36 protein-coding genes and 3 tRNA genes are annotated in these 21,880 nt (G+C 53.5%); 28 read left to right on the top strand and 11 right to left on the bottom strand.

The window, feature by feature from the left end; translation table 11 throughout:
• Nucleotides 1-11 precede the first annotated feature (11 nt).
• From ACIQY3_RS10780 to ACIQY3_RS10660, 25 genes are all read left to right on the top strand, one after another.
• The gene (locus tag ACIQY3_RS10780; protein WP_403019213.1) at nucleotides 12-509 is read left to right on the top strand and encodes an Arc family DNA-binding protein; all 498 of its coding nucleotides are present in this window, start codon (nucleotides 12-14) and stop codon (nucleotides 507-509) included.
• A 136-nt stretch (nucleotides 510-645) separates the two neighbouring features.
• Nucleotides 646-1,272, top strand: coding sequence for a hypothetical protein (locus ACIQY3_RS10775; protein WP_403019212.1), 627 nt, complete (start codon nucleotides 646-648; stop codon nucleotides 1,270-1,272).
• Between the two features lie 114 nt (nucleotides 1,273-1,386).
• Nucleotides 1,387-1,848 (top strand): GntR family transcriptional regulator, encoded by a 462-nt coding sequence (locus ACIQY3_RS10770; protein WP_403019209.1) that lies wholly within the window; start codon nucleotides 1,387-1,389, stop codon nucleotides 1,846-1,848.
• Nucleotides 1,849-2,074: 226 nt separating this feature from the next.
• The gene (locus ACIQY3_RS10765) at nucleotides 2,075-2,839 is read left to right on the top strand and encodes a GIY-YIG nuclease family protein (protein ID WP_403019207.1); all 765 of its coding nucleotides are present in this window, start codon (nucleotides 2,075-2,077) and stop codon (nucleotides 2,837-2,839) included.
• A gap of 154 nt (nucleotides 2,840-2,993) precedes the next feature.
• Nucleotides 2,994-3,872: a phage Gp37/Gp68 family protein gene (locus ACIQY3_RS10760; protein WP_403019205.1), complete on the top strand. Its 879-nt coding sequence runs from the start codon at nucleotides 2,994-2,996 to the stop codon at nucleotides 3,870-3,872.
• Nucleotides 3,873-3,993: 121 nt separating this feature from the next.
• A complete protein-coding gene (locus ACIQY3_RS10755; protein WP_403019204.1) occupies nucleotides 3,994-4,197 on the top strand; it encodes a hypothetical protein in 204 nt (67 codons plus the stop codon).
• A 91-nt stretch (nucleotides 4,198-4,288) separates the two neighbouring features.
• The gene (locus ACIQY3_RS10750; protein WP_403019202.1) at nucleotides 4,289-4,552 is read left to right on the top strand and encodes a hypothetical protein; all 264 of its coding nucleotides are present in this window, start codon (nucleotides 4,289-4,291) and stop codon (nucleotides 4,550-4,552) included.
• Nucleotides 4,553-4,661: 109 nt separating this feature from the next.
• The gene (locus ACIQY3_RS10745; RefSeq protein ID WP_403019200.1) at nucleotides 4,662-5,075 is read left to right on the top strand and encodes a hypothetical protein; all 414 of its coding nucleotides are present in this window, start codon (nucleotides 4,662-4,664) and stop codon (nucleotides 5,073-5,075) included.
• A gap of 226 nt (nucleotides 5,076-5,301) precedes the next feature.
• A complete protein-coding gene (locus ACIQY3_RS10740; RefSeq protein ID WP_403019693.1) occupies nucleotides 5,302-5,592 on the top strand; it encodes a LexA family protein in 291 nt (96 codons plus the stop codon).
• Between the two features lie 388 nt (nucleotides 5,593-5,980).
• Complete coding sequence (locus ACIQY3_RS10735) at nucleotides 5,981-6,220, top strand: hypothetical protein (protein ID WP_403019198.1); 240 nt, start codon at nucleotides 5,981-5,983, stop codon at nucleotides 6,218-6,220.
• Between the two features lies 1 nt (nucleotide 6,221).
• Nucleotides 6,222-6,560, top strand: coding sequence for a hypothetical protein (locus ACIQY3_RS10730; protein ID WP_403019196.1), 339 nt, complete (start codon nucleotides 6,222-6,224; stop codon nucleotides 6,558-6,560).
• A 52-nt stretch (nucleotides 6,561-6,612) separates the two neighbouring features.
• Complete coding sequence (locus ACIQY3_RS10725) at nucleotides 6,613-6,828, top strand: hypothetical protein (protein WP_403019195.1); 216 nt, start codon at nucleotides 6,613-6,615, stop codon at nucleotides 6,826-6,828.
• A 55-nt stretch (nucleotides 6,829-6,883) separates the two neighbouring features.
• On the top strand, nucleotides 6,884-7,435 hold the full coding sequence (locus ACIQY3_RS10720; protein WP_403019193.1) for a hypothetical protein: 552 nt from the start codon (nucleotides 6,884-6,886) through the stop codon (nucleotides 7,433-7,435).
• A 67-nt stretch (nucleotides 7,436-7,502) separates the two neighbouring features.
• Nucleotides 7,503-7,625, top strand: a complete 123-nt coding sequence (locus ACIQY3_RS10715) for a hypothetical protein (protein WP_403019192.1) — start codon at nucleotides 7,503-7,505, stop codon at nucleotides 7,623-7,625.
• 49 nt (nucleotides 7,626-7,674) lie between these two features.
• A complete protein-coding gene (locus tag ACIQY3_RS10710; protein ID WP_403019191.1) occupies nucleotides 7,675-7,947 on the top strand; it encodes a hypothetical protein in 273 nt (90 codons plus the stop codon).
• A 182-nt stretch (nucleotides 7,948-8,129) separates the two neighbouring features.
• The gene (locus tag ACIQY3_RS10705) at nucleotides 8,130-8,582 is read left to right on the top strand and encodes a phage protein NinX family protein (RefSeq protein WP_403019189.1); all 453 of its coding nucleotides are present in this window, start codon (nucleotides 8,130-8,132) and stop codon (nucleotides 8,580-8,582) included.
• Nucleotides 8,583-8,600: 18 nt separating this feature from the next.
• The gene (locus tag ACIQY3_RS10700) at nucleotides 8,601-8,936 is read left to right on the top strand and encodes a hypothetical protein (protein WP_403019188.1); all 336 of its coding nucleotides are present in this window, start codon (nucleotides 8,601-8,603) and stop codon (nucleotides 8,934-8,936) included.
• Between the two features lie 349 nt (nucleotides 8,937-9,285).
• The gene (locus ACIQY3_RS10695; protein ID WP_403019186.1) at nucleotides 9,286-9,618 is read left to right on the top strand and encodes a hypothetical protein; all 333 of its coding nucleotides are present in this window, start codon (nucleotides 9,286-9,288) and stop codon (nucleotides 9,616-9,618) included.
• Between the two features lie 150 nt (nucleotides 9,619-9,768).
• Nucleotides 9,769-10,125, top strand: coding sequence for a hypothetical protein (locus tag ACIQY3_RS10690; RefSeq protein ID WP_403019184.1), 357 nt, complete (start codon nucleotides 9,769-9,771; stop codon nucleotides 10,123-10,125).
• Nucleotides 10,126-10,147: 22 nt separating this feature from the next.
• Nucleotides 10,148-10,384, top strand: a complete 237-nt coding sequence (locus tag ACIQY3_RS10685; RefSeq protein ID WP_403019182.1) for a hypothetical protein — start codon at nucleotides 10,148-10,150, stop codon at nucleotides 10,382-10,384.
• Nucleotides 10,385-10,397: 13 nt separating this feature from the next.
• On the top strand, nucleotides 10,398-10,745 hold the full coding sequence (locus ACIQY3_RS10680) for a hypothetical protein (protein ID WP_403019180.1): 348 nt from the start codon (nucleotides 10,398-10,400) through the stop codon (nucleotides 10,743-10,745).
• Nucleotides 10,746-11,084: 339 nt separating this feature from the next.
• Nucleotides 11,085-11,432: a hypothetical protein gene (locus tag ACIQY3_RS10675; protein ID WP_403019179.1), complete on the top strand. Its 348-nt coding sequence runs from the start codon at nucleotides 11,085-11,087 to the stop codon at nucleotides 11,430-11,432.
• An 11-nt stretch (nucleotides 11,433-11,443) separates the two neighbouring features.
• A complete protein-coding gene (locus ACIQY3_RS10670; RefSeq protein WP_403019177.1) occupies nucleotides 11,444-11,716 on the top strand; it encodes a hypothetical protein in 273 nt (90 codons plus the stop codon).
• Nucleotides 11,713-11,889 (top strand): hypothetical protein, encoded by a 177-nt coding sequence (locus tag ACIQY3_RS10665; protein ID WP_403019176.1) that lies wholly within the window; start codon nucleotides 11,713-11,715, stop codon nucleotides 11,887-11,889. Before ACIQY3_RS10670 ends, ACIQY3_RS10665 begins: the two co-directional genes overlap by 4 nt.
• A gap of 13 nt (nucleotides 11,890-11,902) precedes the next feature.
• Complete coding sequence (locus ACIQY3_RS10660; protein WP_403019174.1) at nucleotides 11,903-12,130, top strand: hypothetical protein; 228 nt, start codon at nucleotides 11,903-11,905, stop codon at nucleotides 12,128-12,130.
• Between the two features lie 102 nt (nucleotides 12,131-12,232).
• Here the strand turns inward: ACIQY3_RS10660 and ACIQY3_RS10655 are convergent, their stop codons facing one another.
• The 11 genes from ACIQY3_RS10655 to ACIQY3_RS10605 form a co-directional block, all read right to left on the bottom strand.
• On the bottom strand, nucleotides 12,233-13,813 hold the full coding sequence (locus ACIQY3_RS10655) for a hypothetical protein (protein ID WP_403019173.1): 1,581 nt from the start codon (nucleotides 13,811-13,813) through the stop codon (nucleotides 12,233-12,235).
• Nucleotides 13,814-13,860: 47 nt separating this feature from the next.
• Nucleotides 13,861-14,979, bottom strand: coding sequence for a phosphoadenosine phosphosulfate reductase family protein (locus ACIQY3_RS10650; protein WP_403019172.1), 1,119 nt, complete (start codon nucleotides 14,977-14,979; stop codon nucleotides 13,861-13,863).
• Nucleotides 14,976-16,025 carry a type IV pilus twitching motility protein PilT gene (locus ACIQY3_RS10645; protein WP_403019170.1) on the bottom strand — a complete coding sequence of 350 codons (1,050 nt, stop codon included), beginning with the start codon at nucleotides 16,023-16,025 and terminating at the stop codon, nucleotides 14,976-14,978. Before ACIQY3_RS10645 ends, ACIQY3_RS10650 begins: the two co-directional genes overlap by 4 nt.
• A 348-nt stretch (nucleotides 16,026-16,373) precedes the next feature.
• On the bottom strand, nucleotides 16,374-16,829 hold the full coding sequence (locus tag ACIQY3_RS10640) for a hypothetical protein (RefSeq protein WP_403019168.1): 456 nt from the start codon (nucleotides 16,827-16,829) through the stop codon (nucleotides 16,374-16,376).
• Nucleotides 16,826-17,677: a TraX family protein gene (locus ACIQY3_RS10635; protein WP_403019165.1), complete on the bottom strand. Its 852-nt coding sequence runs from the start codon at nucleotides 17,675-17,677 to the stop codon at nucleotides 16,826-16,828. The genes ACIQY3_RS10640 and ACIQY3_RS10635 overlap by 4 nt, the downstream gene beginning before the upstream one ends.
• 216 nt (nucleotides 17,678-17,893) lie before the next feature.
• On the bottom strand, nucleotides 17,894-18,346 hold the full coding sequence (locus tag ACIQY3_RS10630; RefSeq protein WP_403019163.1) for a hypothetical protein: 453 nt from the start codon (nucleotides 18,344-18,346) through the stop codon (nucleotides 17,894-17,896).
• A gap of 142 nt (nucleotides 18,347-18,488) precedes the next feature.
• Nucleotides 18,489-18,565, bottom strand: a tRNA-Arg gene (locus ACIQY3_RS10625).
• A gap of 39 nt (nucleotides 18,566-18,604) precedes the next feature.
• A tRNA-Arg gene (locus tag ACIQY3_RS10620) sits at nucleotides 18,605-18,683 on the bottom strand.
• Nucleotides 18,684-18,818: 135 nt separating this feature from the next.
• Nucleotides 18,819-18,882 (bottom strand) — tRNA-OTHER (locus tag ACIQY3_RS10615).
• A gap of 107 nt (nucleotides 18,883-18,989) precedes the next feature.
• Entirely contained in the window at nucleotides 18,990-19,805 is an 816-nt protein-coding gene (locus tag ACIQY3_RS10610) for a class I SAM-dependent methyltransferase (RefSeq protein WP_403019161.1), read from the bottom strand.
• Between the two features lie 23 nt (nucleotides 19,806-19,828).
• Nucleotides 19,829-20,137 (bottom strand): hypothetical protein, encoded by a 309-nt coding sequence (locus tag ACIQY3_RS10605; RefSeq protein ID WP_403019159.1) that lies wholly within the window; start codon nucleotides 20,135-20,137, stop codon nucleotides 19,829-19,831.
• 425 nt (nucleotides 20,138-20,562) lie between these two features.
• Here ACIQY3_RS10605 and ACIQY3_RS10600 point away from each other — a divergent pair, with 425 nt between their 5' ends.
• The 3 genes from ACIQY3_RS10600 to ACIQY3_RS10590 all read left to right on the top strand — a co-directional run.
• Complete coding sequence (locus tag ACIQY3_RS10600) at nucleotides 20,563-21,135, top strand: hypothetical protein (RefSeq protein ID WP_403019157.1); 573 nt, start codon at nucleotides 20,563-20,565, stop codon at nucleotides 21,133-21,135.
• A gap of 50 nt (nucleotides 21,136-21,185) precedes the next feature.
• A complete protein-coding gene (locus ACIQY3_RS10595; RefSeq protein ID WP_403019155.1) occupies nucleotides 21,186-21,473 on the top strand; it encodes a hypothetical protein in 288 nt (95 codons plus the stop codon).
• 175 nt (nucleotides 21,474-21,648) lie between these two features.
• Nucleotides 21,649-21,880, top strand: a 232-nt coding sequence (locus ACIQY3_RS10590) for a class I tRNA ligase family protein (protein ID WP_403019154.1), incomplete at its 3' end; no start/stop codon positions are given.

The following is a 21,880-nucleotide window of genomic DNA, read 5'->3' as shown; positions in this document are numbered from 1 at the left end:
AAGGCCCTGTTTTGAAACCGCCTGCCAAAACCTCTACCGTAAAATGCCCGGACAGCTTCGTCGTACGGGTGCCCAAAAACACGCATTCGGCAATGAAGCGACTTGCGAAGCATCACGGGCGGAGTGTGAACGCGGAGTATCTTCAGGCCATTGCAAACGGGCTCAACGGCCATGACCGGGTTGAACTACTCAAGACGATCATGGCTGATCGAGCAGGCCCCAAGCTGGCAGACACAGTGCTGGCTGGGGTAAAGCACATCAACGGCCATGACACTGCCTCAGGCATCATGAAGTTTGTGATTCGCTATGAAGATCCCTTACATCGGCAGGTAGAGAGTGCGGCGGACATCATTGGTCGACCTCGCATCTTTGTGATCATTTGCTGCCTGACCTGGTGGCTCAATATCAACGCTGAGATAAGCGCTCTTTTCGCAGCAATTGAGGGAAATAAACTGCCCCCATTGACTTCACACAGCTTGGGCCACCTAACGAACGCATTCAGCACTTAGACCTGCGTATGCGCCCTGCCCCGCCCCGATAATGAATAAGCGGCCATATGGCTTTTAAGCGCTTTAAATTTCGGTATAAGTACATTATAAATGAGCCTTGCTTGTCAGGGACTGCGATGAATTTATAGGACACGGAATGAACATCACCCTTTTAACCAGATTCGTAATGGTTGCAGCTCTGTTGGCGAGCCTGGGCGGTTGCGCCCCTTTCGGAGCATCAACATCGCCGACTCAAGCGAATTCGCCCTCACTGATTCCTCAGAGCCTCTCAGTCGAGACATACGTCATCTTCAGCGGCGCGCTGTTGCGATTCAGTGACCCCAACGCTGATTTGGATTCAAGACTGCAAATGAGCGCTTCCGCACTCGCTGACTCTCCAGAAATGACGTTGGATGAGGCCACCCGATTCGTTGGCGGTGATTCGGTGTATTCCAAGGTGCATCGCTTTCAGCTCACAAGCACAACGCTGGAGCCCGGCCGGGTCGAGTTACTCGACATCGGCTTCTCGCCAACGGCAACCCGCGCGCCGGTTAAAGCCAAGATCCAGGTTCAGATCGAAACCACGATCAACGCCAACCACGCGGGCAAGCCGGTGGTAGCCCACGTGAATGTTGACCATTTCACAGAAGGCGGCGTGATAGGTGTTGAAAAAGCCAGCGCTGAGAACTGGCAAGAAATGGCAGCGGGTGATTTCCAGATTCTTAGCTGGAGGAACACTGGAGATCTGTACGTGCTGGCGCTGCGCCTGAAACAAGCAGGCTGACACACCGTTTTTGCAACTACTCCCGAGTCCACCCCATCGCGTGCGGCTGAGACTCAAAACACTGACTTCAACTGTTTGCGTGAAAAGCAATTTCAAAAAAGGAGGTTACTCAAGATGAGTGAGGTTTTGGTTAAAGCACTCGGGCCTCGCCCCGACCACCCAGTGAACGGCTCTTTCATCGCCGCACAGCTGTCACAGGCCGTGTTAAGGGGGGATTTGCCTATCGGTACGAAAGTGAGCCAACAAGTGATTGCCGACCACTATGACGTGAGCCGCATGCCCGTCCGTGAAGCGCTCCGCTGCGCGCAAGCGCAAGGCCTCATCAGCCACGTACCGAATCATACGTCGGTGGTGATCGCGACCTCCCCGAGCGATGAATCGGAACTGGCCAAGTCACACGCCCGTGAAGCAGCGCTTCAATCAAAACTCAGTCAAGCATTGCGACTGATGGGCCAAGCCATGCCGTATCTGAGCGACACCCCGGACATGGTGCAATCCGGCGCAGACGATCTGGCGCTTGAATTTACTGCTTTCTGTTCGGCGCACGAAATGGAGGTGGCCATTGATCGCACCTAACGCATTCCCGTGGTCAGTCGGCGGACTCATGCTTCAAACGCGAGGAGCACTTGAGGGGGCTATTGAGAAGCTTGCAAACGGCGGTACCAAACAGCATCTGACCGCAGCTTACGATTTGCTGAGCGAAGCTCGAACACAGCACAAGCTTACCTCAGACCAAGTCGCTGAAATCAAAGAGCGACTTCATCTATGAAGACTCACAAGCCAAAAGGCCAGGTGCTACGCCATGCCTGACTACTTCTACCAGATCAAAGGGCGTGAATCTGATGTTCACGAAGGCGGCTCCGGCTGGGCCTGGCCACCGGTTTTCAGTGGACTTGTGGTTGCCCCAGATCGTAAACAGGCAAAGGCGCTGATAGAGGACGAGTACAGCCGGGTATTTCCTGTGCGCGTGCTGAAGAAGGACATGGAGCAGCATGCGTACCTTCTACTTATCCGCGAGGTCAAACCGCACGAGGACTACATCCTTCGCCGGTTTCGCGATACCGAGTGCAAGGAATGCCAGGCAATCTTCAAACCAATCGACAAGTACAACGACCCTCATTGCGACCACCTGGGTGGTGAGTATTGTTCAGCCAAATGCTCGACGGCGGGTAAAGCTCGCGACCTCTTAGAATTCAAGCTCGCAGGCTTGGGGAAATCACCGCCCGTGATTTACCAAGTTCGGCAGAAGTCCACCGGCAAGGTCTACATCGGCCAAACAGTTCGCTCCTTCACACTGCGATGGTGGGAACACCTCTCGGTTTCCACCGGGTGTAAATTCCACGAGGCACTGCGAAAAACTCAAATCACAGACTGGGAATTTTCAGTGGTTGAGGTGATCGAGCCGCCGAGCGACTGCGCCGACAAGACCGCCTACATTTCAGATCGAGAGCGATACTGGGTCGAAGTAAAAAACTCGGTGCTTGAAGGCTTCAACTCGGTACTGCCGACGGGTGTAAGCCCACAGCAGGATCTTGTTTTAGAAACCGTGGCTGAGGAGGTGTGGTGATGAATTCCATCACGTCAGATCTCGACAAGGTTCAAACACAAGATTCAGAGCCCCCACCCTCCACTGGCTGATAACCATGATTGATGTCCTCGCGGTGGATCCTCCCCCACCGCAATTCTGAAATGTCGATTGACCACGTAAAGCGTAGGTAATCATGAGCGAACAGACCAACATCGAATGGTGCGACAGCACCTTTAACCCATGGATCGGGTGCGCCAAAGTGAGCCCGGCGTGCGACGACTGCTACGCGGCGCGCAGTACCCCAGCGCGGACAATGAACGTTGTCTGGGGGGCGAAAGAACAGCGCCGACGCACCAGCGCCAGCAACTGGGCGCTGCCCCTTCGATGGAATGCAACTGCCGCCCAGTTTCAAGCCAAGCATGGAAGACGCCAGCGGGTGTTTTGCGCAAGTCTCGCCGATGTTTTCGATAACCAGGTACCGACAGAATGGCGTGATGATCTGTGGCGTCTTATCGAAGCAACACCTAACTTGGACTGGTTACTTTTGACGAAGCGCATCGGTAATGCCGCAAACATGCTGCCAGACTCTTCGGACTTCGACAGGTTGTACCCACATGTCTGGCTCGGCTCAACCATCTGCAATCAGGCTGAGGCAAACCGCGACATTCTGAAACTGCTGGAGGTGCCGGCGCGTGTGCGATTCCTAAGCATAGAGCCGCTGCTTGGGCCTGTTGACCTGATGAGCACGGCAAAGGATTGCTCCGAGACGATGGGCCTTCAGCATATTGACTGGGTGATCGCAGGTGGCGAGAGCGGGCCTCGCGCTCGGCCCATGTCTCCGGACTGGATCCGTAAACTTCGCGACCAATGCTCGGCCGCAGGCGTACCGTTTCTCTTCAAGCAGTGGGGTGAATGGATACCAATGCTCGGCCAGGCAGAGGGCCTGACCGTCCGCCCCAATAAGGCCACCACAGAGGATGGCTGGGTGATGGGTTGGGCGGGCAAGAAAGCATCCGGCCGACTTTTAGATGGTGTCGAGCACAACGAGTTTCCACTTGGTCAGGGCAACTGAACAAGCCCTGCAACTAATGCGCGAGGTCAGGTTTTCTCAAGAACAACAAAGCGCTGCCGTCAACGTGGGGCAAGTGCGTTGGAGTTGCGATTATCGCGTCCGAGATTTTATGGAATGTGTGATGAGTCAGATCGGTAAAACGTGGTTCCCCTTCTTCAAAGGAAGCGATCCAGCTGTTAGCGAGGTTCAAGCGGTGGAAGCGATAAACAGGATGGTCAAAGAAAGCGGCGTCAGGGTTATCAGCATTGAAACTATGTATCAGCCGAAATGGCACGGCTTGCACAAGGTACCAGTTGGGCTTCAGGTTTGGCACGAAGGTGAATAGGTAAAACCGCCCAGGTACAGAACTAGCCCGGCAGATGCTGGGCAGGGCCAGATGAGAGGTGCGGTTCTCGCGCCCAAAAGGGGAATAATTGATGAAATGGTTTTTTAGAAAATTTGACGCTGATGCTAAACGCAAGCCAATTCCGCGTTTGGTACTGATTTGGATGCTGGGTATTCAGTGCGTACTTCAGTTGACAGCTGTGGTTTTTTTAATTGCGACTCCAACCATTCCGTACTGGGTTGTGCTTGGGGTGATTGTTTGCTTTAGCTTTTCACTACAGTTCTTCATACAAGTGAATGATGGCTTGATTACCCCGGCTGCATTGCCAACTAGCCCTGAAAAGCAAACTAATTGATTACGTAAAAGACGCGTATCTGCCGTCCAAGTGCCCTCATCCACAGCCCATACGGGGCTAAGGCAGTGGGAGGTACAATTTGAGTTCCTCAATCAATTTGGAAAGAAGCATGAAACTGGATCGCATCACAGGGAATAGAGAAAACTACGGCGGGCACCTACAGGCGTTCTGCACTAATCCTGCTTGCTCAAGCGGCGCCTTTGGTTTCGCTGTGGCCGAGCAGCCCCAAGGCACCGAGAAGCTACCTGCCAACGTTCATCTGTATGAATGCCGAACCTGTCTGCATCGTTTCGAAGTTGAGGAAACGTCCACCCTTCCAGCAGAGATCGCTCCTGTTGTTTCACTAAGCGCCACAAGCATTACGACTTCATGCCCATGGTGCGGCGAGAGAAACGAGCACAAAGCCGAGAGCTGGCCATTGGTGAATGTGGACGGCTTTTTCAAGGTTTCACCCGCAACAACGTTCGGTGTGAATTGCAGCGTGTGCCACGCCGTTTACGTGCTCCGGCCGCAAGCTGATTAGATCGTGAAAAGGGATGCAAAAACTTGGTTTGAGAGCATCCAAGCCCTGCTGGTCGTTGGGCCAAACCAGTTAGAGAGAAAAGCTCTCGCCCTCTCCCCAATTCTCAGCGGCTTTTCAGGTGTGGCGGCCGCTGGTTCGCGACCTTATGCCGGTAGCTTTGACGGTCGTGATTCACGGTTGCTGGCCAGCCAGAAACGAATAGGTAAAAGACCATGAAAACCTCTCTATCGAAAGCATCAGCACCTTCAACGAGTGGTCAGAAGGAGCTAAGCGCTGCTGTGATGCGCTGACACCAGCACAGCGGCGCACCTACCAAAATATTGCCGACCACCTAAAAAGGGACGGTAAAAGCCCGACCATGGTGGAGCTCGCCGCATTGGAAAACGTAACCACCGGAACGATGGCGATACGAGTAACTGCCCTGATCAAAAAAGGATTCGTGAAGAAAACCCCTTACGTTCGTGGCGGCCTCTCGATTGTGGATGCGCCACGGTCGGAAGCATCAGGGCATATCTGACGCACCTAGTTTTCCCTGAGCACACCGAAGTGCGGGCCTCTAGGTCTATCGAAGAACCGAACGCCCACTCTCTCCAGATCCAGCACACTTCCCGTGCAGCAATCCTGTCGGAGAGGCTATAGAACACCTACCCCGCCCCCCTCCTCGCCTAAAGCAATTCAAAAATCCGATCCGCGCTGTATCCGTCACTTGTCGCATGCCTGGACGTGATGTCCTGTTCCTGAGCCCTACAACCGGCATTCGAGTAGTGACCGTACGCTCTACTTGTCTACTAGTTGCGCGGGTCTCCAAAAAACCGCCGGAACGGGAAATATATTGCTTTACCGTAAGTGAAATATACTTCATAATTTACACATCAAAACGAGAGCCCCACCCCCCGGAGTAAACGATGCTCGCTGACCTAAAAACCAACATTACAATCTTTGTTGTACTTGAAGTCCTAGACCTCATGGCAACGAAAGCAGGGGTTAAGCCGACGGTCATCATGGATGCCATCGTTGCAGATCCTGAAGGCAATACTGCTCGCCACTTCAATGAACTGGTGCAGGTAGGTGTAGGCGAAGTACCAAAGCTGCTTGGGACTGATCAACCTGCCCAGTTCGCCGCGACAACACTGCAAGGAGCTTGAGATGTCACTTGCATCTCCGTGGACTGTTTACGAAAAGTTGCAACGGCTTACCCACAGCCTCGACGCTTTCAAATCACGCGTTGAGTTCGTTGTCTTGGCGTTCAAGTACCGTGTGGTAAGCGAAATCACCACCTACGAGTTGTGGGATCGTGGTTACGAAGGGCTTGGAGAGCGGGAATTTGATACGTGCTTTGAAATGGGTGATTCGGAAGACGTGATTGCTGAACTTATCAAAACGGCTCGCAAGGAAGGGTTTATCGACAGCGTCAAGGAGTGGTGCGGGAATGAGAGCTTTGACCGCTGGTGTTCGTATGCCGATCGTCAAGCCGAATTGTTCTAACTCACATCGGCCCGGTTCGCCGGGCCACACCCTCACCTCAAGGAAACCCGCAATGTCCCAGACAACTACCCTAAAACTCGCTCTTGAAGCGCTCACACTGGCGGCTGAGTGTGGCGGCGAGACTGATCGCGATATCTACTTGGAAGCTAAGCAGAAGCTCGAAAAAATGGTGCAGCAAGTAGTTGCGTACGGCGTGGAGATGGATAGCGCAGAGCGCCCACCTGACGGCGACGATTACAACCGCCTGCTGTCAATCCTCGAAATCTAACGCTGATACAGGTGCCCGGTACGCCGGGCCCTACCACCAGAAAAGGAAACTCACCATGCTCGGCCATGATCGCTCTACCGCTACCAACACTGCCCAGTTTGTAAAACCGAGGCTGAACACCGCCCAGCGCAATCAGCTCATTACCAAAGCTATCTTGGACGCGATTACCGCTGGGCACGGTGAGTGGGTTACAGGGATCGTTCCAGCCGTGCGTAAACTGAATGTCGCGAAGTCGACTGATGGTTTGAAAGTCCGTAACTGCCTTCAAGCCTTGATCGACAAGGGGGTGATTTATCGGGTTTGGTTCACCGATGCCGGCGAGCTATACGATTTGACTGCGAACAAGGTTAACCCTGTAGCCCCGGCAGGTGGTTTCACCATTATGGATGGCCTCTATAAGGGGCAGCTGGTGAACCTCATTTGTGCTGCTGAAGGCGCTGTTTTTGACGATGACGAAAAATTGCCTGAGTCGGTTACCTGCAAAATCACTGACATTCAAGTTTTCTTGAAGGTCGAGAACGGACGAACTGTAGTGGCGCTTAAAGACGGAACGAACGTAACTGAGCTGTTCAACAGAGCGCTTGATAAAGCGGTCGGAATGGGCTGACAACCACGCTCGGCCCGGTGAAGCGGGTCACACATCGAAGGGGATGACAATGCGTCGAGAAATGCTAATGAATCTGCAAGGTATGACTTTCACCGAACAGCAGGCCCGTGATTACTACGGCGACTGTTTCGACACCGCCCAATTGGTCTGGGTAACAATCGATGAAGATGGCCAAGTTGTCGAAGAATAGCAACTCATGCCCGGTTCGCCGGGCCTTGAAGGAAAAGGGAGAGCGCCGCATGGGTGAGCAAACTGAACATCTGGATAATCACATTGTGAGCCCACTGGCGCTGGATGATGTGATGCATAGTGTGCGTAGTGGTTTTCGACATCTACGAACTATGCGGCCGACGGCGGCGCTAAAATTGAAATGTGTGATCACCGGCCAGCTTAGTGCGTTGCGTACGCTGGGTCTGATCTCGGAAAGTATCGAGCGTACGCTTAAAGAAGAAGCTGACGCGGCCTACCTGGAAGGTAAGCAAGCCAGAGAAGCCGCCCGCGCGGCCAGTTGAGGATAAGACCAGAAATGCCCAAGCCCAGCCTATCAAGCTGGGTTGAGGCCGTAGAGGGATAGCCTATAGCGCGATTCCCAACGCCTTCCATTGCGCTGGAATTGTGCTTGCGGTCGTGTTTCTGTACTTAGCTGCGATCTAACTTCCGGCTCACGTAGCCAAGTAGAAAAAGGAGAACGACGATGAGTCATTCCGAAATCATAATTCAAATCGACGAAAGCGAAGGCGCGGCGCTGGATTGGCTTGTTGCGCGTGTTGAGCAGGTAAAAGTGTTCGTCTCTACCTCGGCGAGCGGGACTACATCTTGCTGGCGGCATGACAAGCCCAAGCAGCAATTCTCACCTTATTCTCGCTGGCGCGAGTGCGGCCCCCTTCTTGATAAATACGACGTGACCTTTTCAAAGTACGGTGGCCATATCGAAGCCTTTTGCCCAACTGGCACAGGGAACAATCAGGTGTCAGCCCTTGGCTCTGATCGCAGAACCGCTGCCTGTCGCGCAATCGTGAAATCCTTCCTCGGGAATGTGGCGGTTATTCCATTCGTGTTGAGTAGCGCACACGCTGGCGGAGCTATCGCTCAGGGCAAAACTGAATGTTTCGACAGGCTTGCTGATCATTCCACGCAGCCGAGTTAAGAGCAGAAAGGAACAGCAATGAACGAGTCCAGAGAATTATTGCAAAGCAAGATGAGTGATACCCAGATTAATGAAGGTTTTCAGCGCATCCTGGCAGCTGTTTCGGAATATGGGCCAGACCTCTGCCGTAGTTACGAAGGCGTCGCTGAAACGGCAGCAAACATCAGATCCGCACTATTAGAATATGGGTATAGCGTATCTCTTGGCCAAGCTGAGGAGGTCTATGCCTTCTACTCACAAAGCAGGTGGGCAAGCTGGCTGGTGGGCGGCTGCCTCACAATCGATGAGGCAAAGCAAATGCTGGCTGAGTTCACCAGCGACATTCTCTTCGGTGAAAATCACGCTGAACTCTGATCCATGCTTTTCAGTGAAACAATGGATCTCGACGTGATGCCGCCCTGCCCCTGCCACATCAGCAGGGGCCGTCTGACACTGGAGGGTGGTGCGATTTGTTGGCCGGGACATCACCAGTCAGAACTGCATCACGCCGCTCAATCGCATTGCCAGGGCTTATGGCTCGTTGTGAAGACGGTCAAGCCGGCGGTGCCCCACGGCAGTAACCTCGTGACGATCTCGCCAATTACTGCCGTGTAGGAATGGTTTATTGCCGTACCTGCCGCTCCACAGATGGGAAATATGCTTCTTTACAGACAAGGAAATATATTTCAGAATAGGAATCCAAAGCCTTCGCGGAAGCATGACCATGAACCCATTTGAAGTATCGCTCTGGGCGGCGCGCAAAACGAGCTGCGGTTCGGCGTTCCGCTTTGACGGCATCCTGGCGAACGCTTTCGTTATGCGCGTCGCGGTGGGCAATGCTCACGATATGGAAGATGCGGAGGGTGGTGTTTGGCATCGCACCGCCGAGGTTGTGCGCGTCGACTCGCTGATTGATTACGACTTCATCGAGACTGCTGACGGTAAACGAATTTTGATCCTCAGCCATGAATGTGCTGAGGCCAAGCGCTCCTTTGAACAAATGCGCCGCGTGATCGAGCTGAATGCTGATTATTTCGCGGCCAGGCGCGCCGCTTAACGAAACTGCCCCCGGTTCGCCGGGTTTCCTGCCAGCTGGCGTGCGGGCTTTGCCAGAGATGCAGACCACTAGGAATTCTCATCGGTTCACCATTAGCCCCCGCCTATCCGCCGGGGCCGAGGTTGCTGGAGAGACGCGGTGGACGTACCAATGAATCCCAACCCTTTAAAGCGAGCCGAAACAGTGACTATCGAAATCGACAAACCAAGACTCAAGGCGCTGGCGTTAGCAACCAAAGGTTGGGACTGCATGAATGAATGCTGGCCAGAAGAGGTCGATGATGGAGAGGATGCAACCAAAAATTGGTGCGTTGGCTCTGTAACCGAGGATGGCGACAAGTCCCAAGTCTTGACGGTGAATACCGCTCAGTGGGATGCAGATGGTGATGCTCAAAAGCTGGCCGAGTATTACGCCGCTGCCAACGCACCTACTATCCTGTCCCTGCTTGCGGAGATCGACCAACTCAAGGCTGACAACGAGGCGTTGCGCCAAGGCGCAGAGCGATAGGAATTGATCGAGGGGGTACGCCATGTCTTCCGAGCAAGATGCAGCCGCCCGTGAGCTTTTGGAAATATTCGCTGATGCTCTTGAGCAGTCACACGGGCCATGCTTTGCCGGTCGAGCAGCATTGATGGATTGGATTGATGACCAGTTTTTAAGGCTGGCGCGGCTGGACGTTCCAGATCAGATGGCAGACCCGATGATCAAAACTGCCTATTTGCTTTGGCAGACAGAGACCGCAGGTCTCGGCGATAACCAGGACTAGAAAGAAAAATCGTATGAGCATGATCGACGGGAAAATCCCAGTGTTCGAGCATCCGCCATTCGGTGAATGCTCGCTGGATGAGTGCTTGGGCTGGGTTAGTGATGGGGCAGAAGCATGTGAACTTCTGCTTCGGGAAAGTGAAGTTGTGAAACGGGAGGACGGTGTAGAAATTCCCGGTATTGGAAAATCCGTTTTCGGGGGAGTCGAATTAGGACAGATCCGTGTGGCGACAGACAGTGGGCCATACAGGGACGCGAGGGGACTATATCGCTGGCAACCTTGCTTTTCTCCATTTTACGACTCGGTTGAAAATGCCGGAAAGCCTACTCCACTTGACCACCTTTATATCTATAAACGCTGAGTTCTGGGGATTGGATGCCCCCCCCTTTGGCATCCTCTCAAAACCAAAGGATTACCGCCCATGAAAACAAAATCAATAGCCCGGATCATGCTAAGTCAGGTCGAGATTGGCCTCTTCGAGACTTCCCCTATGCCTTGTGGCAAGCACAAGCAATTTTGGGTTATGCGCTTGCGCCGTCTCCCAAGTAAAAGCTGCTTGCCACGAGGGTTTTCTAAGAGCGCCCGATTCGTATAGGAACGGGATCGCTGCTTACTACTATCGGCCCATGAATGAGTCTTTTGCAGTACCGGGGCGCGGGACTCGCGTCAGCCACCATAGCCCTTGAACCAGGGAGTTAGCGTGCCAATTTTCGTTATTCAGTTGAGCAAAGCCGAGATACAGCATCGCTGGGATCTGGCTTCGGCGGCAAAAAAAGCAGAGTTGAAGCGGTCACTACGTGATCCCAAGGTTTGGCTTGAGCAGGCGATGAGCTTCACTGGGGCCGCGATCAAAACGTTTTGCTTGATGTTGGTCGTCGACAGTGTTTTCCGGGATCAGGGAATCACTGCCCCGATGAGCCTTTCCTTCTTCTTGTGCACGCCAATCGTTGCTTTTAATCCGTGGCAAATGTTTTGGCGGTATGTGCCCCTGGATCGCGCAAGTGCCGCGTTTCAGGAGGTAATCAAAGAACTTAACGACAAATTATAGGACATCCGCCCTTGGCCACCTGGATCGAATACCGCTGCGAAAACAGATTCAACAAATCGTCAGGAGATAGCCTTCCTGAGAACGAGCGCTGCTATTCGCACGACAATAGGGGGCCGATGGAGATGGCCGAAGACACCAGGGCGAGCGTTATTGAAACATTGCAGCAACTGGACGATGAAGCCCGCAGTGGTGGCTGGAAAAAGACGCGCGAAGGCTGGTTATGCCCCTTCTGCGTCGAAGCGATAAAAACCACGTCACGAACTGAACACGGTGAAGAGTCATGACCGACCGCACGCTGGAATTGAACCTTGCCCAAGCAGCGCAAGACCTTGCCGATTACCTCAAAGATAACGAGCTGACCACGGAAAATTACCTCGCGGTGCAGTCCCTGTTTCACAGCGTAAGCTGGATGGGTGAAGCCGCACTAAAGCTTTGCAAAGAGCGCTCAACGATCTGATCGCGGAGAATCCATGTTCAAACGCATTAAAGAGATTTTCGTCAAGATCACGGAGAGCGACCGAAACCTGCTGCGTTTCGTAATGTACGTTGCTCTTTACGGCTTTCCGCTCGGAATGCTGTCCGGTTTGATCTTCGACCACTACGGCTTGGGCATGCGCCAATATTTGCTCGTGATGCCTATCGGCTATGTGATCGGGGGGCTTCATGGCTGGAAAGTAATCAACAAGAATACAGGATAGGTAGAGGCTCGAACTGCCGTCCATGTACACCAAAGCCCCGGTCGAAAACCGAGTCGATGGCGTACCAGGCCTTGCTTCTACGCGAGGGCCGATGTTGTTCCTTCAGCCCTTTCTTTCTGCACGAAAGACGATCTTCATAGAGTGGTTGCCCAGCAGGGCTTGTGGATCAATATCAAGTTTTTTGACCTGGGAAACATCCGAAACTCCTGTGATCACCTTGTAAAGAACGCCGCAAGTACAGCGGTACTCGGCAACCAAAATTGCCTGCGTTGACAGCCCCAAAGGCTCACCACACTTCGCACACACTGTGGAGCGCATCAGATGCTCTCGGCTCCTGTCCGCGCATTGCGTTGGCTTCCTGCCTAGCCTGATAAGGTTCCGAAACCACGGCACATGGCTAGCCCGAGCACCAGCATAGAGCGCGTTGAGAGCGTGGACTGGTCGTGTTTTGACACCCGGCATTACGGCGATAGGGTTGTAACGAATTACACTGTAGTGAGCCCCCCTCGCCCCGCCCCCACCCACCAGAACTGGCGATTTCAGAAGTGGGTGGAAGTAGTCGAAAGTCTCCTTCTCATCGGTATGCAGCAGCAGTAGCGCTGATGATGCAAGGATCCTCTCCCAGTGTTCTGGATAGCACAGTTGCAAGCGTGGCAGTTCGATCTGCCCGCCCAGCCAAATTGCCGTGTTGGTAGCTGTCCCGGAGCAAATGGTTTCTGCCAGCGGCGTAACCTCCCCCAGCTGGAGCGCGCCATGGAGAAAGAAACCCACAGGTTGAACACTCACCTTGGCGCTGCTCGCAGCGTGCAACATCAAGCCTACAAGTGCCCGGTACCGCCGGACACAAAGCTTCTTTTCCCAATCACCGCCGACGATGAAAACGGTCGTCCTAACGCCATTGAAGATTTCTGGCGTGAACGTTTTCGGTGCAGGCGCGATTGCGGGTGAAAGTGTTTGATGGTTGCCCGGCGCGCTGTTGGTGCCTTTATCCAAATCACTTTCAAAAAAATCAATAAATTTGGTCTGGCTTTCCGCCAGGCGATAGAGGATCGCTCTGTCTGTCCCGGATAGCGCCTCAAGTACACTTAGAGCGCTGCTTACAACGCTCGTAAGCTGAGCAGTGTCGGCAACAGCGCGCACTGCACGCTCAATCGCTTCACAGCCCTCTCTGAATAGATCGCGGAGACCAGTCATTGAACGCGCCTCCTCGTGCAAACCAGCAACGTGGTAGACAGCAAGCGCAATGATGGACTGCACAATTTTGACGTGATGGTCGAGATACTCCCCGCCGTCCGCTACCACCATCATTTCCGCCATACGTGTAGCGGCCTGGAACGCATAAGGCTGGGAGGGGATCACAAAGTCCAACAAGTTGAAATCAATGCCACGCACATCAAGGACTGCATCGGGATCGATCACGATCACTCGATTACCCTTCGCCAAAAGCGCAACAGCGGTAGTGCTGTACAAGTCACCTCGGCCAGTGGTGTCTAGCACCACGGAAGAACCTTCGTAATCGATGATATTGTTCGCGGTCAGGGCCACTTCGCCTGCCCCCGACGTCGCAAATGTAACAACATGACCAGCGTGCGTTACCGGCGAGTTGCCGATACGTAGTCTTTTTGAGGCATAACCGAACGAGAATGCCGGGAGACGAGTGTTTCGCGCTGATTTTTGGTTCATGAGTAGCGTCCGTGTCGGATGGTTTGGCGATCAGCCATGGCTTTGAATTATTGCTTCGACGCCTGGATTTCCAACAACTGCTGGTAGCGGCCAAGCACCGCACTTGCATCGCGGTACTGGATGGCTAGTCCAATAGCTTCAGCAACCTCACAGCGCACGGCGGCTAGCAGTTGCGCATCAGCAAACGTTGGCAGGCCAGATGGCCAACCTTTGGTGTACAGCAGATTTTTTGGGATACGTGCCTCGGCGGCCTGTCGCTGCTGCGCAGCCGACTTTGCGCGAGCGATTTTCATGGCCAGCTCTTCACCGAGCAGATCCGGACGCACGTCGGCGAGCCACTTGTTGCTTTGAAACGCAAAGGTTGAGGTCGCTTCGAGCTCCACCATCTCGCGGTAGATCTGATGGTTGTCCGGACAATCGGTGGAGGCACGCATATCCGGCCCGGACGACATAATACAGAAAGCACATGACACCCTAGTCATGCCATAGGTTGTGTAGGCCTCATGAAGGCGCAATCCACGACGTTCAATGATGTGGAATACGTCGTCTATCGACCAGTCAATAATCGCGTTCCACGTTGCACCGACGCCCCCTTTATTCACTATCTTTGGGTCATCTTTGCTGACGGGCATTTTGCTGCGGTTGGCGCTTTCCTGGCGTCGTATGCCGGTCACGTTGACGACGTTCTGACCTGGGAATCGTTTGCGTAGCGCACTCGCACTTAACTGCGTTTTCCCCTCGCTGGTGCAGAAACGCATAGAAGGCGTAGACCAAGGGAGGATCAGTTGAACGCAGGACAGATCTTGATAACGTTCGACGTTATTGCGCCAGCGGACGAGCCATCGATCCATCATGTCCCCGGCGTTCCGCTTCAGGATTATCAGCTCCCAACCGAGTTCCTTGGCGATCTCTTCGCACTTGTCGATGCTCTGTTTCCATTCAACCCGTCCGAGGTCGCAGTGCACCAAGCAGCGCACACCAGTGTGGCCAATACGATCCAAGTGTTCCTGGACAGCCAGTGCACACGCCTGGCTATCCTTGCCTCCGCTGACGCTGACCGCTACAACCGGATCTTGCGCCAGCAGCTGCTCGATCTCCGGCGTTATGGTTACAGCCTGGCTTTGGCGCGACATGGTAGTGATAGGGATCAGCTGTTGGTTGGTCATGTACGTACCCCGCCGCCTTGATTGTCTGCGTTACCCAGCACCGAGTCCGCTGTAGCTTTAGAAACCTTCCCGGCCGTGACGAGTGCTGTGAGACCCATTTGCAGTGTCTGCATACCGACATTTGAACCGGTCTGAATTGTTGAGTAGATCTGGGCAACCTTCCCTTCGCGGATCAAATTGCGAACCGCTGGTGTGCAAAGCATGATTTCGTGCGCTGCGACACGGCCGCCGCCAATTTTTTTGACGAGCACCTGGGCAACGACGGCCTGAAGCGATTCAGAAAGGATTGATCGAACCGCTTGCTTTTCATCAGCCGGGAACACGTCGATTATTCGATCTATCGTTTTTGCCGCCGACGAAGTGTGTAGAGTTCCGAAGACGAGATGCCCTGTCTCGGCCGCCGTGAGTGCAAGGCGAATGGTCTCCAGATCGCGAAGTTCACCAACCATGATCACGTCAGGGTCTTCGCGCAGTGAGGATCGCAGGGCGGCATGAAAGCTCAACGTGTCGCGATTCAACTCGCGCTGATTGATCAGGGACATTTTGGAGGTGTGGACGAATTCAATCGGGTCTTCCACTGAAACGATGTGATACGGCTTGGTGGCATTCAGGTAATCGATCAAGGCCGCAAGCGTCGTGGACTTGCCAGACCCGGTCGGCCCGGTGATCAACACTAATCCTTTCGGTGTTTCGGCGATATCTTTGAATACATCGCCCAAGCCCAGCTGCCCCAACGTCAGAATTCCCTCGGGAATAATCCGAAAAACCGCACTGACGCCCCTGCTTTGCGTAAAGGCATTGACTCGAAAACGGTTACCTTCTGAGGCATAGGACAGATCGAGCTCAAGTGACTTTTCAAACAGAGCTCTCTGAGCGTCATCCATCACCTCAACCACCAGGTCGCGAGCTTCAGCTTGATTGAGCGCCGGTAGGTTTATCTTTGTGATGTCGCCATCGATCCTGAGCATCGGCGGCATGCCCGCAGAGATGTGGAGATCTGATGCGCCATTTTTGATCGCGAAGGACAAAAGCTCAGAGATTTGCATAGGGCCTCACGGCAGCTTGAAGGGGTACTTGGATACCAGTCATTGACTGGATGCTTGCTTCAGCACCCAGTGGGGGTTGCATACGTTGAGAGCGCTGACGCAAGGTCGTTTTTGCAACACTGATCCGCCCCTTGAGGCAGCTTTGAAGCACTAGCGTCGAACTGAATCTCGCTACATCATCTTCGGTCTCGCTGCCTTCATCTTCGGCCAAAGCCAAACCGACAGATCGCAACCGGTCTGCTACAACGCGCTCCAGCATTTGGTAGCGCTCAAGGCGGCGGCTGAGCCTGCCGGCATGAAGTGTTTGCAGTTCTGTATATCGGAAGTGACGCGGTGCTTTTGAGCAGCTCATTGGGAACACTCGCCGGCCTGATCTGGAATTTCCGTTACCGGGGCTTTCAGGAGCGGGCCAAGAGCGTCGCCATCGTGGGCGGCACGCATGAACTCGAAAAACTCATCACGAGGAAGATCATCAACCCACTGTCCGTATTCGTCCTCTGACATGCTGTCGATGGTTTCGGATAACCGCGCCAGCTTGGGCTTGAGCCTCTCAAGTGCCTCTGGGTTATCTGGCAAAACATCGCTGACCGCTCTGCCTTTTTGGCTGCGTTCCCTAGCCTGAATACACCTGCTGCTTCGGCAAGCCTTCAGGCTGGATCGAAGTTCATTCAGATCCGCAATCATTTCCGGTTGACCAGACGCCGCCAGCAGGTCAATCGCTGCTTTGAGTCCCGCATCAACCATGTCCAAGTGTCCTTCGACTCGTGCAGATGAAAGACTCAAGTCGGATTTATTGCTCTTCATCGATCCACTCCCCAAACGACACTGATCAGCGCAAGACAAAACAGGTGGCCGGGGTAAAACAGATAGCCCCAGCGCGTCACCCTTGGTACCGCAAATCTGACTTGCTGGCGCGCCAACCAAATGCCAAATACGGGTGCGGCACTGGCGGTGAGCATCACAAGGATCGAATACTCGTCGAGCGCGAGAAAACCTTCGAGGCGACCGCTACCACTAGTCATGAAGAAACACAGTGCGGCAGGGATAATCAGCGTCCAGGTCGAACCGCGTAACGCCAGAAGGAGGCTGGCTGGCAGGAGGACACCAAGGAGGCCATAGTTCAAGGATGTGTGCGAAAGGACAGCCGTAGTCGCAGCGAGGATTGCGATTATCGCGCTTCCCCAGGTGCGGTAATGCACACCCCAAACCACCAGCAGTCCAAGCACCAATGTCGGAAGGATGTTCAACGTCACCGCGTGCGCACCAAAGGCGAGCTTGTAGGGGACTTCCGAGACGAGCGCAGCGGATAGCAGCAGAGTGAGATATCGGAAGTTGGCGGCCGAGAAGTAATTGCCACTGCGCTGGCGGTAAACGTTCAACGCCATGGCTAGCGCGAACAACGGAAATGCGAGCCTACCGGGTACGAAAAGCCCCATCAGACTTGGCGAAATAAAACGGACGTGGTCGAGCACCATGGTCACCATGGCGATCCACTTGATGAGATCTATTCCACGGCATCTTTCGTTAATTGCTTGGTCGCTTACGGCTTGGTGACTGCTGGTGATTGTGTCGACGACATAGTGCACGAACTTCAGAAGCACTAAGGCTATTGCTGCCAAAATCAGCATCTGAACGGCTGAAGTAATTTGCATCGCCCGGTCATTCCATGCCAATGGCGTCAGGCCCGTTTAAGCGTTCGCGCCAGCGCTTGTCTTATGAATAATGCATTGCTGAGTGTTCTGGCCCAGCCTCCCTTTATGCGCCACACCATGAGATGGCGCAGGCATAGGGCCAGATCACTCAGCAATTCATTCTGGCTGTACCAGACTCACCAAAAAGGAGGTCTTTGGAGACCTCCCATCCAGCGGTTATTGAGATTCGATCATGCTCGTAACGGGAGCGGCCGAAGAAGCACGCTTGAGAAGAGCCTTCTCGTGAAGTTGCTCCAAACCGACGTCGCCTTTTTTCGCGCGGGTGACCTTCCAGGCAGCGAATCCATGTTGCGGCAGTGGCGGCATCCCACGCACTTGAACTTGAACCTGCTGACCGAAGCTTTCAACGCACTCGAAATGTTTGTTGCCTTTCACAACGACCGCGCCTTTCGAGTAGGCGAGATCATCCAGAAAACAGATATTTTCTTTGATGAGCTGCGATTGCTTTTCACCCTGATCAACCGAGTTCTTCGCTACCAGCTGAAGCTGGATGGACTGAAGATTGTTGTTTGTGTTGCGGAGAAGCGCATTGGTCTCCTCCTGGTGTTTCTCAGTGGCACAGCCCGACACCAGGCCAGCACAAAGCATGACAAACAGCAGTTTTTTCATTGGTCGAACTCCATGGTTTTATGCCTGCATTCGTGTAGTGACAGATGGGGCGACCAACGTGGGGGGGTTCATTAGGGGAACCACCTGTCGCTACACGAATGCAATCTCTTGCGAGATTAGGGTTTTAAACACAGGTTCGTCGTGGCGCACCCGGCAGGACTTGAACCTGCGACCATCCGCTTAGAAGGCGGATGCTCTATCCAACTGAGCTACGGGCGCTTTGACGAAATAATTGAGCTAAACCAAACAGCTCAAATCTGGTGCACAAGGCCGGATTTAAGAACCGGCGACCTGTCGCTTAGGAGGCGACCGCTCTATCCAACTGAGCTACTAGCGCATAAACCTTTAGGAATTGGGATGACTACTTCTGCTTGCGCTCTTCGAAACAGCAGTAGGCGAATAAAACTGACGATGCAGACTCACAAAAGCAGTCATTCCAATTCATTCCGCATTATGCGGAGGGTCTTAAAACTGGTGGGCCCACGGAGATTCGAGCGTTATGAATTTTCTGCTCTCACCAACTGAGCTATAGGCCCGTTGTTGCCACCGCACATGCTGTGGCTTCGAAGTGGTGAGGATCTTAGGAAAAAACAAAAAATGAGTCAACGGTTTTCTTTGTTTTAATATACTTATATCACAGTCCTCAAAGCGACAAGCTTGCTTGGGAGGGTGATGCGTATTTCCCTCGGCCAGTTCGCCGAGCGCGCTTTTGACAAACCTTGCGGACTTGCTCCTTCCAGAAAGGGTTCGAGGTGGGCCTCCGTGAGCTCACGTATTCATAGATCTCGGCGAGATCCGCCTCTCCACCGCAGTGGTTTATTGCGGCAATCGTGAGCTCCCCCCAGGTGCAGGGGCCATTCACGAGTGCAGCTTGAACGTCCTGGGGCAGACCGCTCACAAAGTCCTGTTCGTGATACAAGCTGAACCCGACCAACGTGCGCTTTGAATCCTTTGTGAAGATTGCGAAGCAAAGAGGCTTCTCAAGACCAGGGTAGATGTTACGCGGCACCATCTCCTGATAAAGAGACCACTTCTCGCTGTACCTGACCACGCGACTCGCTGTCTGGAAAAAATAACAAGGCAACAGCATGCCTATGCGCCCATCTCTCACCAGCGCCCGGTGAGCGATCTCCAGAAACTCATCGAACAACCCCGTTTTGAACGGGGGATTCCCCAGAAACAAAGTAGGTTGTACGGGAAAGTCCACGTCTCGAATGTCAGCAGCAATCACGCTGCGGCCAGTCCGCCTGCGCGCTTCATCCGCTTGAATTGGATCGATCTCTACTCCGAGAGCTGGTACGTGCGCGGGTATGGCCTCCAAGAAGCGGCCGGGGCCGCACATTGGATCAACCACGAAATCGGCGCTTGTGAGATCGGCAAAATGGTGACGCGTTAACGCCTTTGCCACCCACGAAGCGGTGAAGTATTGGTCGAGCAGTCTTGTGTTGTCGGTCGGCACCGGTTGCTCCTGAAATCTGCTGTTCAAGTCTTTTCTCGCTGAATGGCGACAGCAGGGGAACTGGACGTTGGCGAACCGCCCGCAGAGTGCTTACGATCCATTTCACTTACCAAATCAACACACTGCAAAACAACGCCCAACATAAGCGCCACCCCCCAGACCTGATCCACCCAGGTCACTTCGCCGAACAAGGGCCCGGCATTCGCCTGTATGGTCAAACTATTTACGGCGTCAAACAGTTTCCAAGCCATCGCGAGCAAAAGCAGGTACCAGCCCAACAAGAGCGATTTCATCACCAATCTTTTTTGGAAAAAGCAGGAAGCGTTCAGCATTCCTCACCCCTATTAACTTTAGAAACGTGGACACCAGGTGAGGCGGCTCACCTCCAAAACCAGCAACTTGCACAGGGATCCCTATCTCAGCTATTTGATTACGTACCGACTGTGGGTTGTATCCCAGATTGCGCACTTGCCTAATTTGCAGCTCCAGCAGGGCTCTTCGCCTGTATCGGCACCATAGTGTGTTGGAGGAGTTTTGATCAGGCCTCGGTCTTCACAGATCAAGCAATCGAGCCTGAACTGCTCTACAGCTGAGGCTGATTTCAATCTAGCTGTCAATCTGTTCATAACGCGCCCTGTGGCTTCTCGACGCAGGCAATGTTGAAACATATTTCACACGCAGTAAAGAAGTATATTTCCTTTATGGCAAAATACTTGTAAGCTCAGCCTCCGCCATCCATCAACACGCAGGATAAGTTATGCCCTCACCACTGGCTGCATTATCCGAAGCCCTGGAACGAGTTTTACAGGATCCAGAAGTCGCGAAGCTTTCCCCTCAGGAGCAGGCTGTCAAAGCTGCCCTTCTGATCATCGCTGAATCAACGAACAAACGCGCTACCGAGGTGATAGAGGGAAAAGCCTTTCTACGAGATATCAAGGCAGTCGCAGCCCAATTAGGAAACATAGGTAGGCAAGATCCGCCTGAGCGAATCTTGATGTTGCAGGATGAGTATCTGTATCCCTCCAAGATTGCAGATTCCGTGAGCGCTGTGGAAGATCATCCGCATAACGTTCTAGAAACTGATGCACCCACAGGTCTGGGTAACCAAGATCTTGTTCATGCTATTCGCGGTGCATTGCCACCAGAACGAGCTGACGAGGTGGCTGAAATAGATTTTCTTGATGTGCTCCGCCCCCAGTACGAGTCAGGCAAGGGAGTCATTCAGATCCTTTCATCCATGACTGATTTCGAGATCGCGTTTGCTATCAAGTCCTCATTGAAGCTAAGCAAAGGCAGGCCGGTTCAAGTGTTCTCTCGCAACGAAGACTAATGATCACTTTACTCGTATCCCGCACTACACCAATTCTACAAGGACGATTTATGAACAAAGCATTTTTGATGGCTGCACTTTTATTGGGATTACACGGTGTAGTACAAGCCGATGAACCGGTTTCAGCTCCTATTGGTAAGGACGCAAGCACCAGCTCACTGATTGATTTTTGTCAGCAGCTGAAAACAGGCGACCTTAGCACCGGCCGAATTTACTCTCTGACGACCATTGCTAAACGTTCGCCTTCGGCGACTGAAAGCGTTGATGCGGCATTGAAGGAAGGAAAACTGACAGCAGAATCGCGGTCGCGCATCTGCGATTCGATCCAAGGTTCGTAACTGTAACGCGTACTTTTCATCATGCGTTCGCCTGTTCGTCATACTGCCTCGAATGGACAGGGGCACAGACGGACTTGTGGGAGCCAATTCGCCACGGTTCGTACAGGTTTTGGTGAAAAAAAGGAGGACGGGCTTTATAGTGGCCGGTCTCCGTTTCATCAAGTAGCCAACTCACATGTCCGAACCACGCAAGATCCTCGTCACCAGCGCCCTGCCCTACGCCAACGGTTCGATCCACCTTGGCCACATGCTGGAATATATCCAGACCGATATGTGGGTGCGCTTCCAAAAGCATCGCGGCAATCAATGCATCTATGTCTGCGCCGACGACGCCCACGGTTCGGCGATCATGCTGCGCGCGGAAAAGGAAGGCATCACCCCGGAACAACTGATCGCCAACGTGCAGG

Origin of the sequence: Pseudomonas sp. NPDC096950 (genome assembly GCF_044762525.1) — a bacterium.
Taxonomy (GTDB): Bacteria; Pseudomonadota; Gammaproteobacteria; order Pseudomonadales; family Pseudomonadaceae; genus Aquipseudomonas.
The sequence above is the reverse complement of the archived record's forward strand: the minus strand, read 5'-3'. Positions and strand labels throughout refer to the sequence as shown.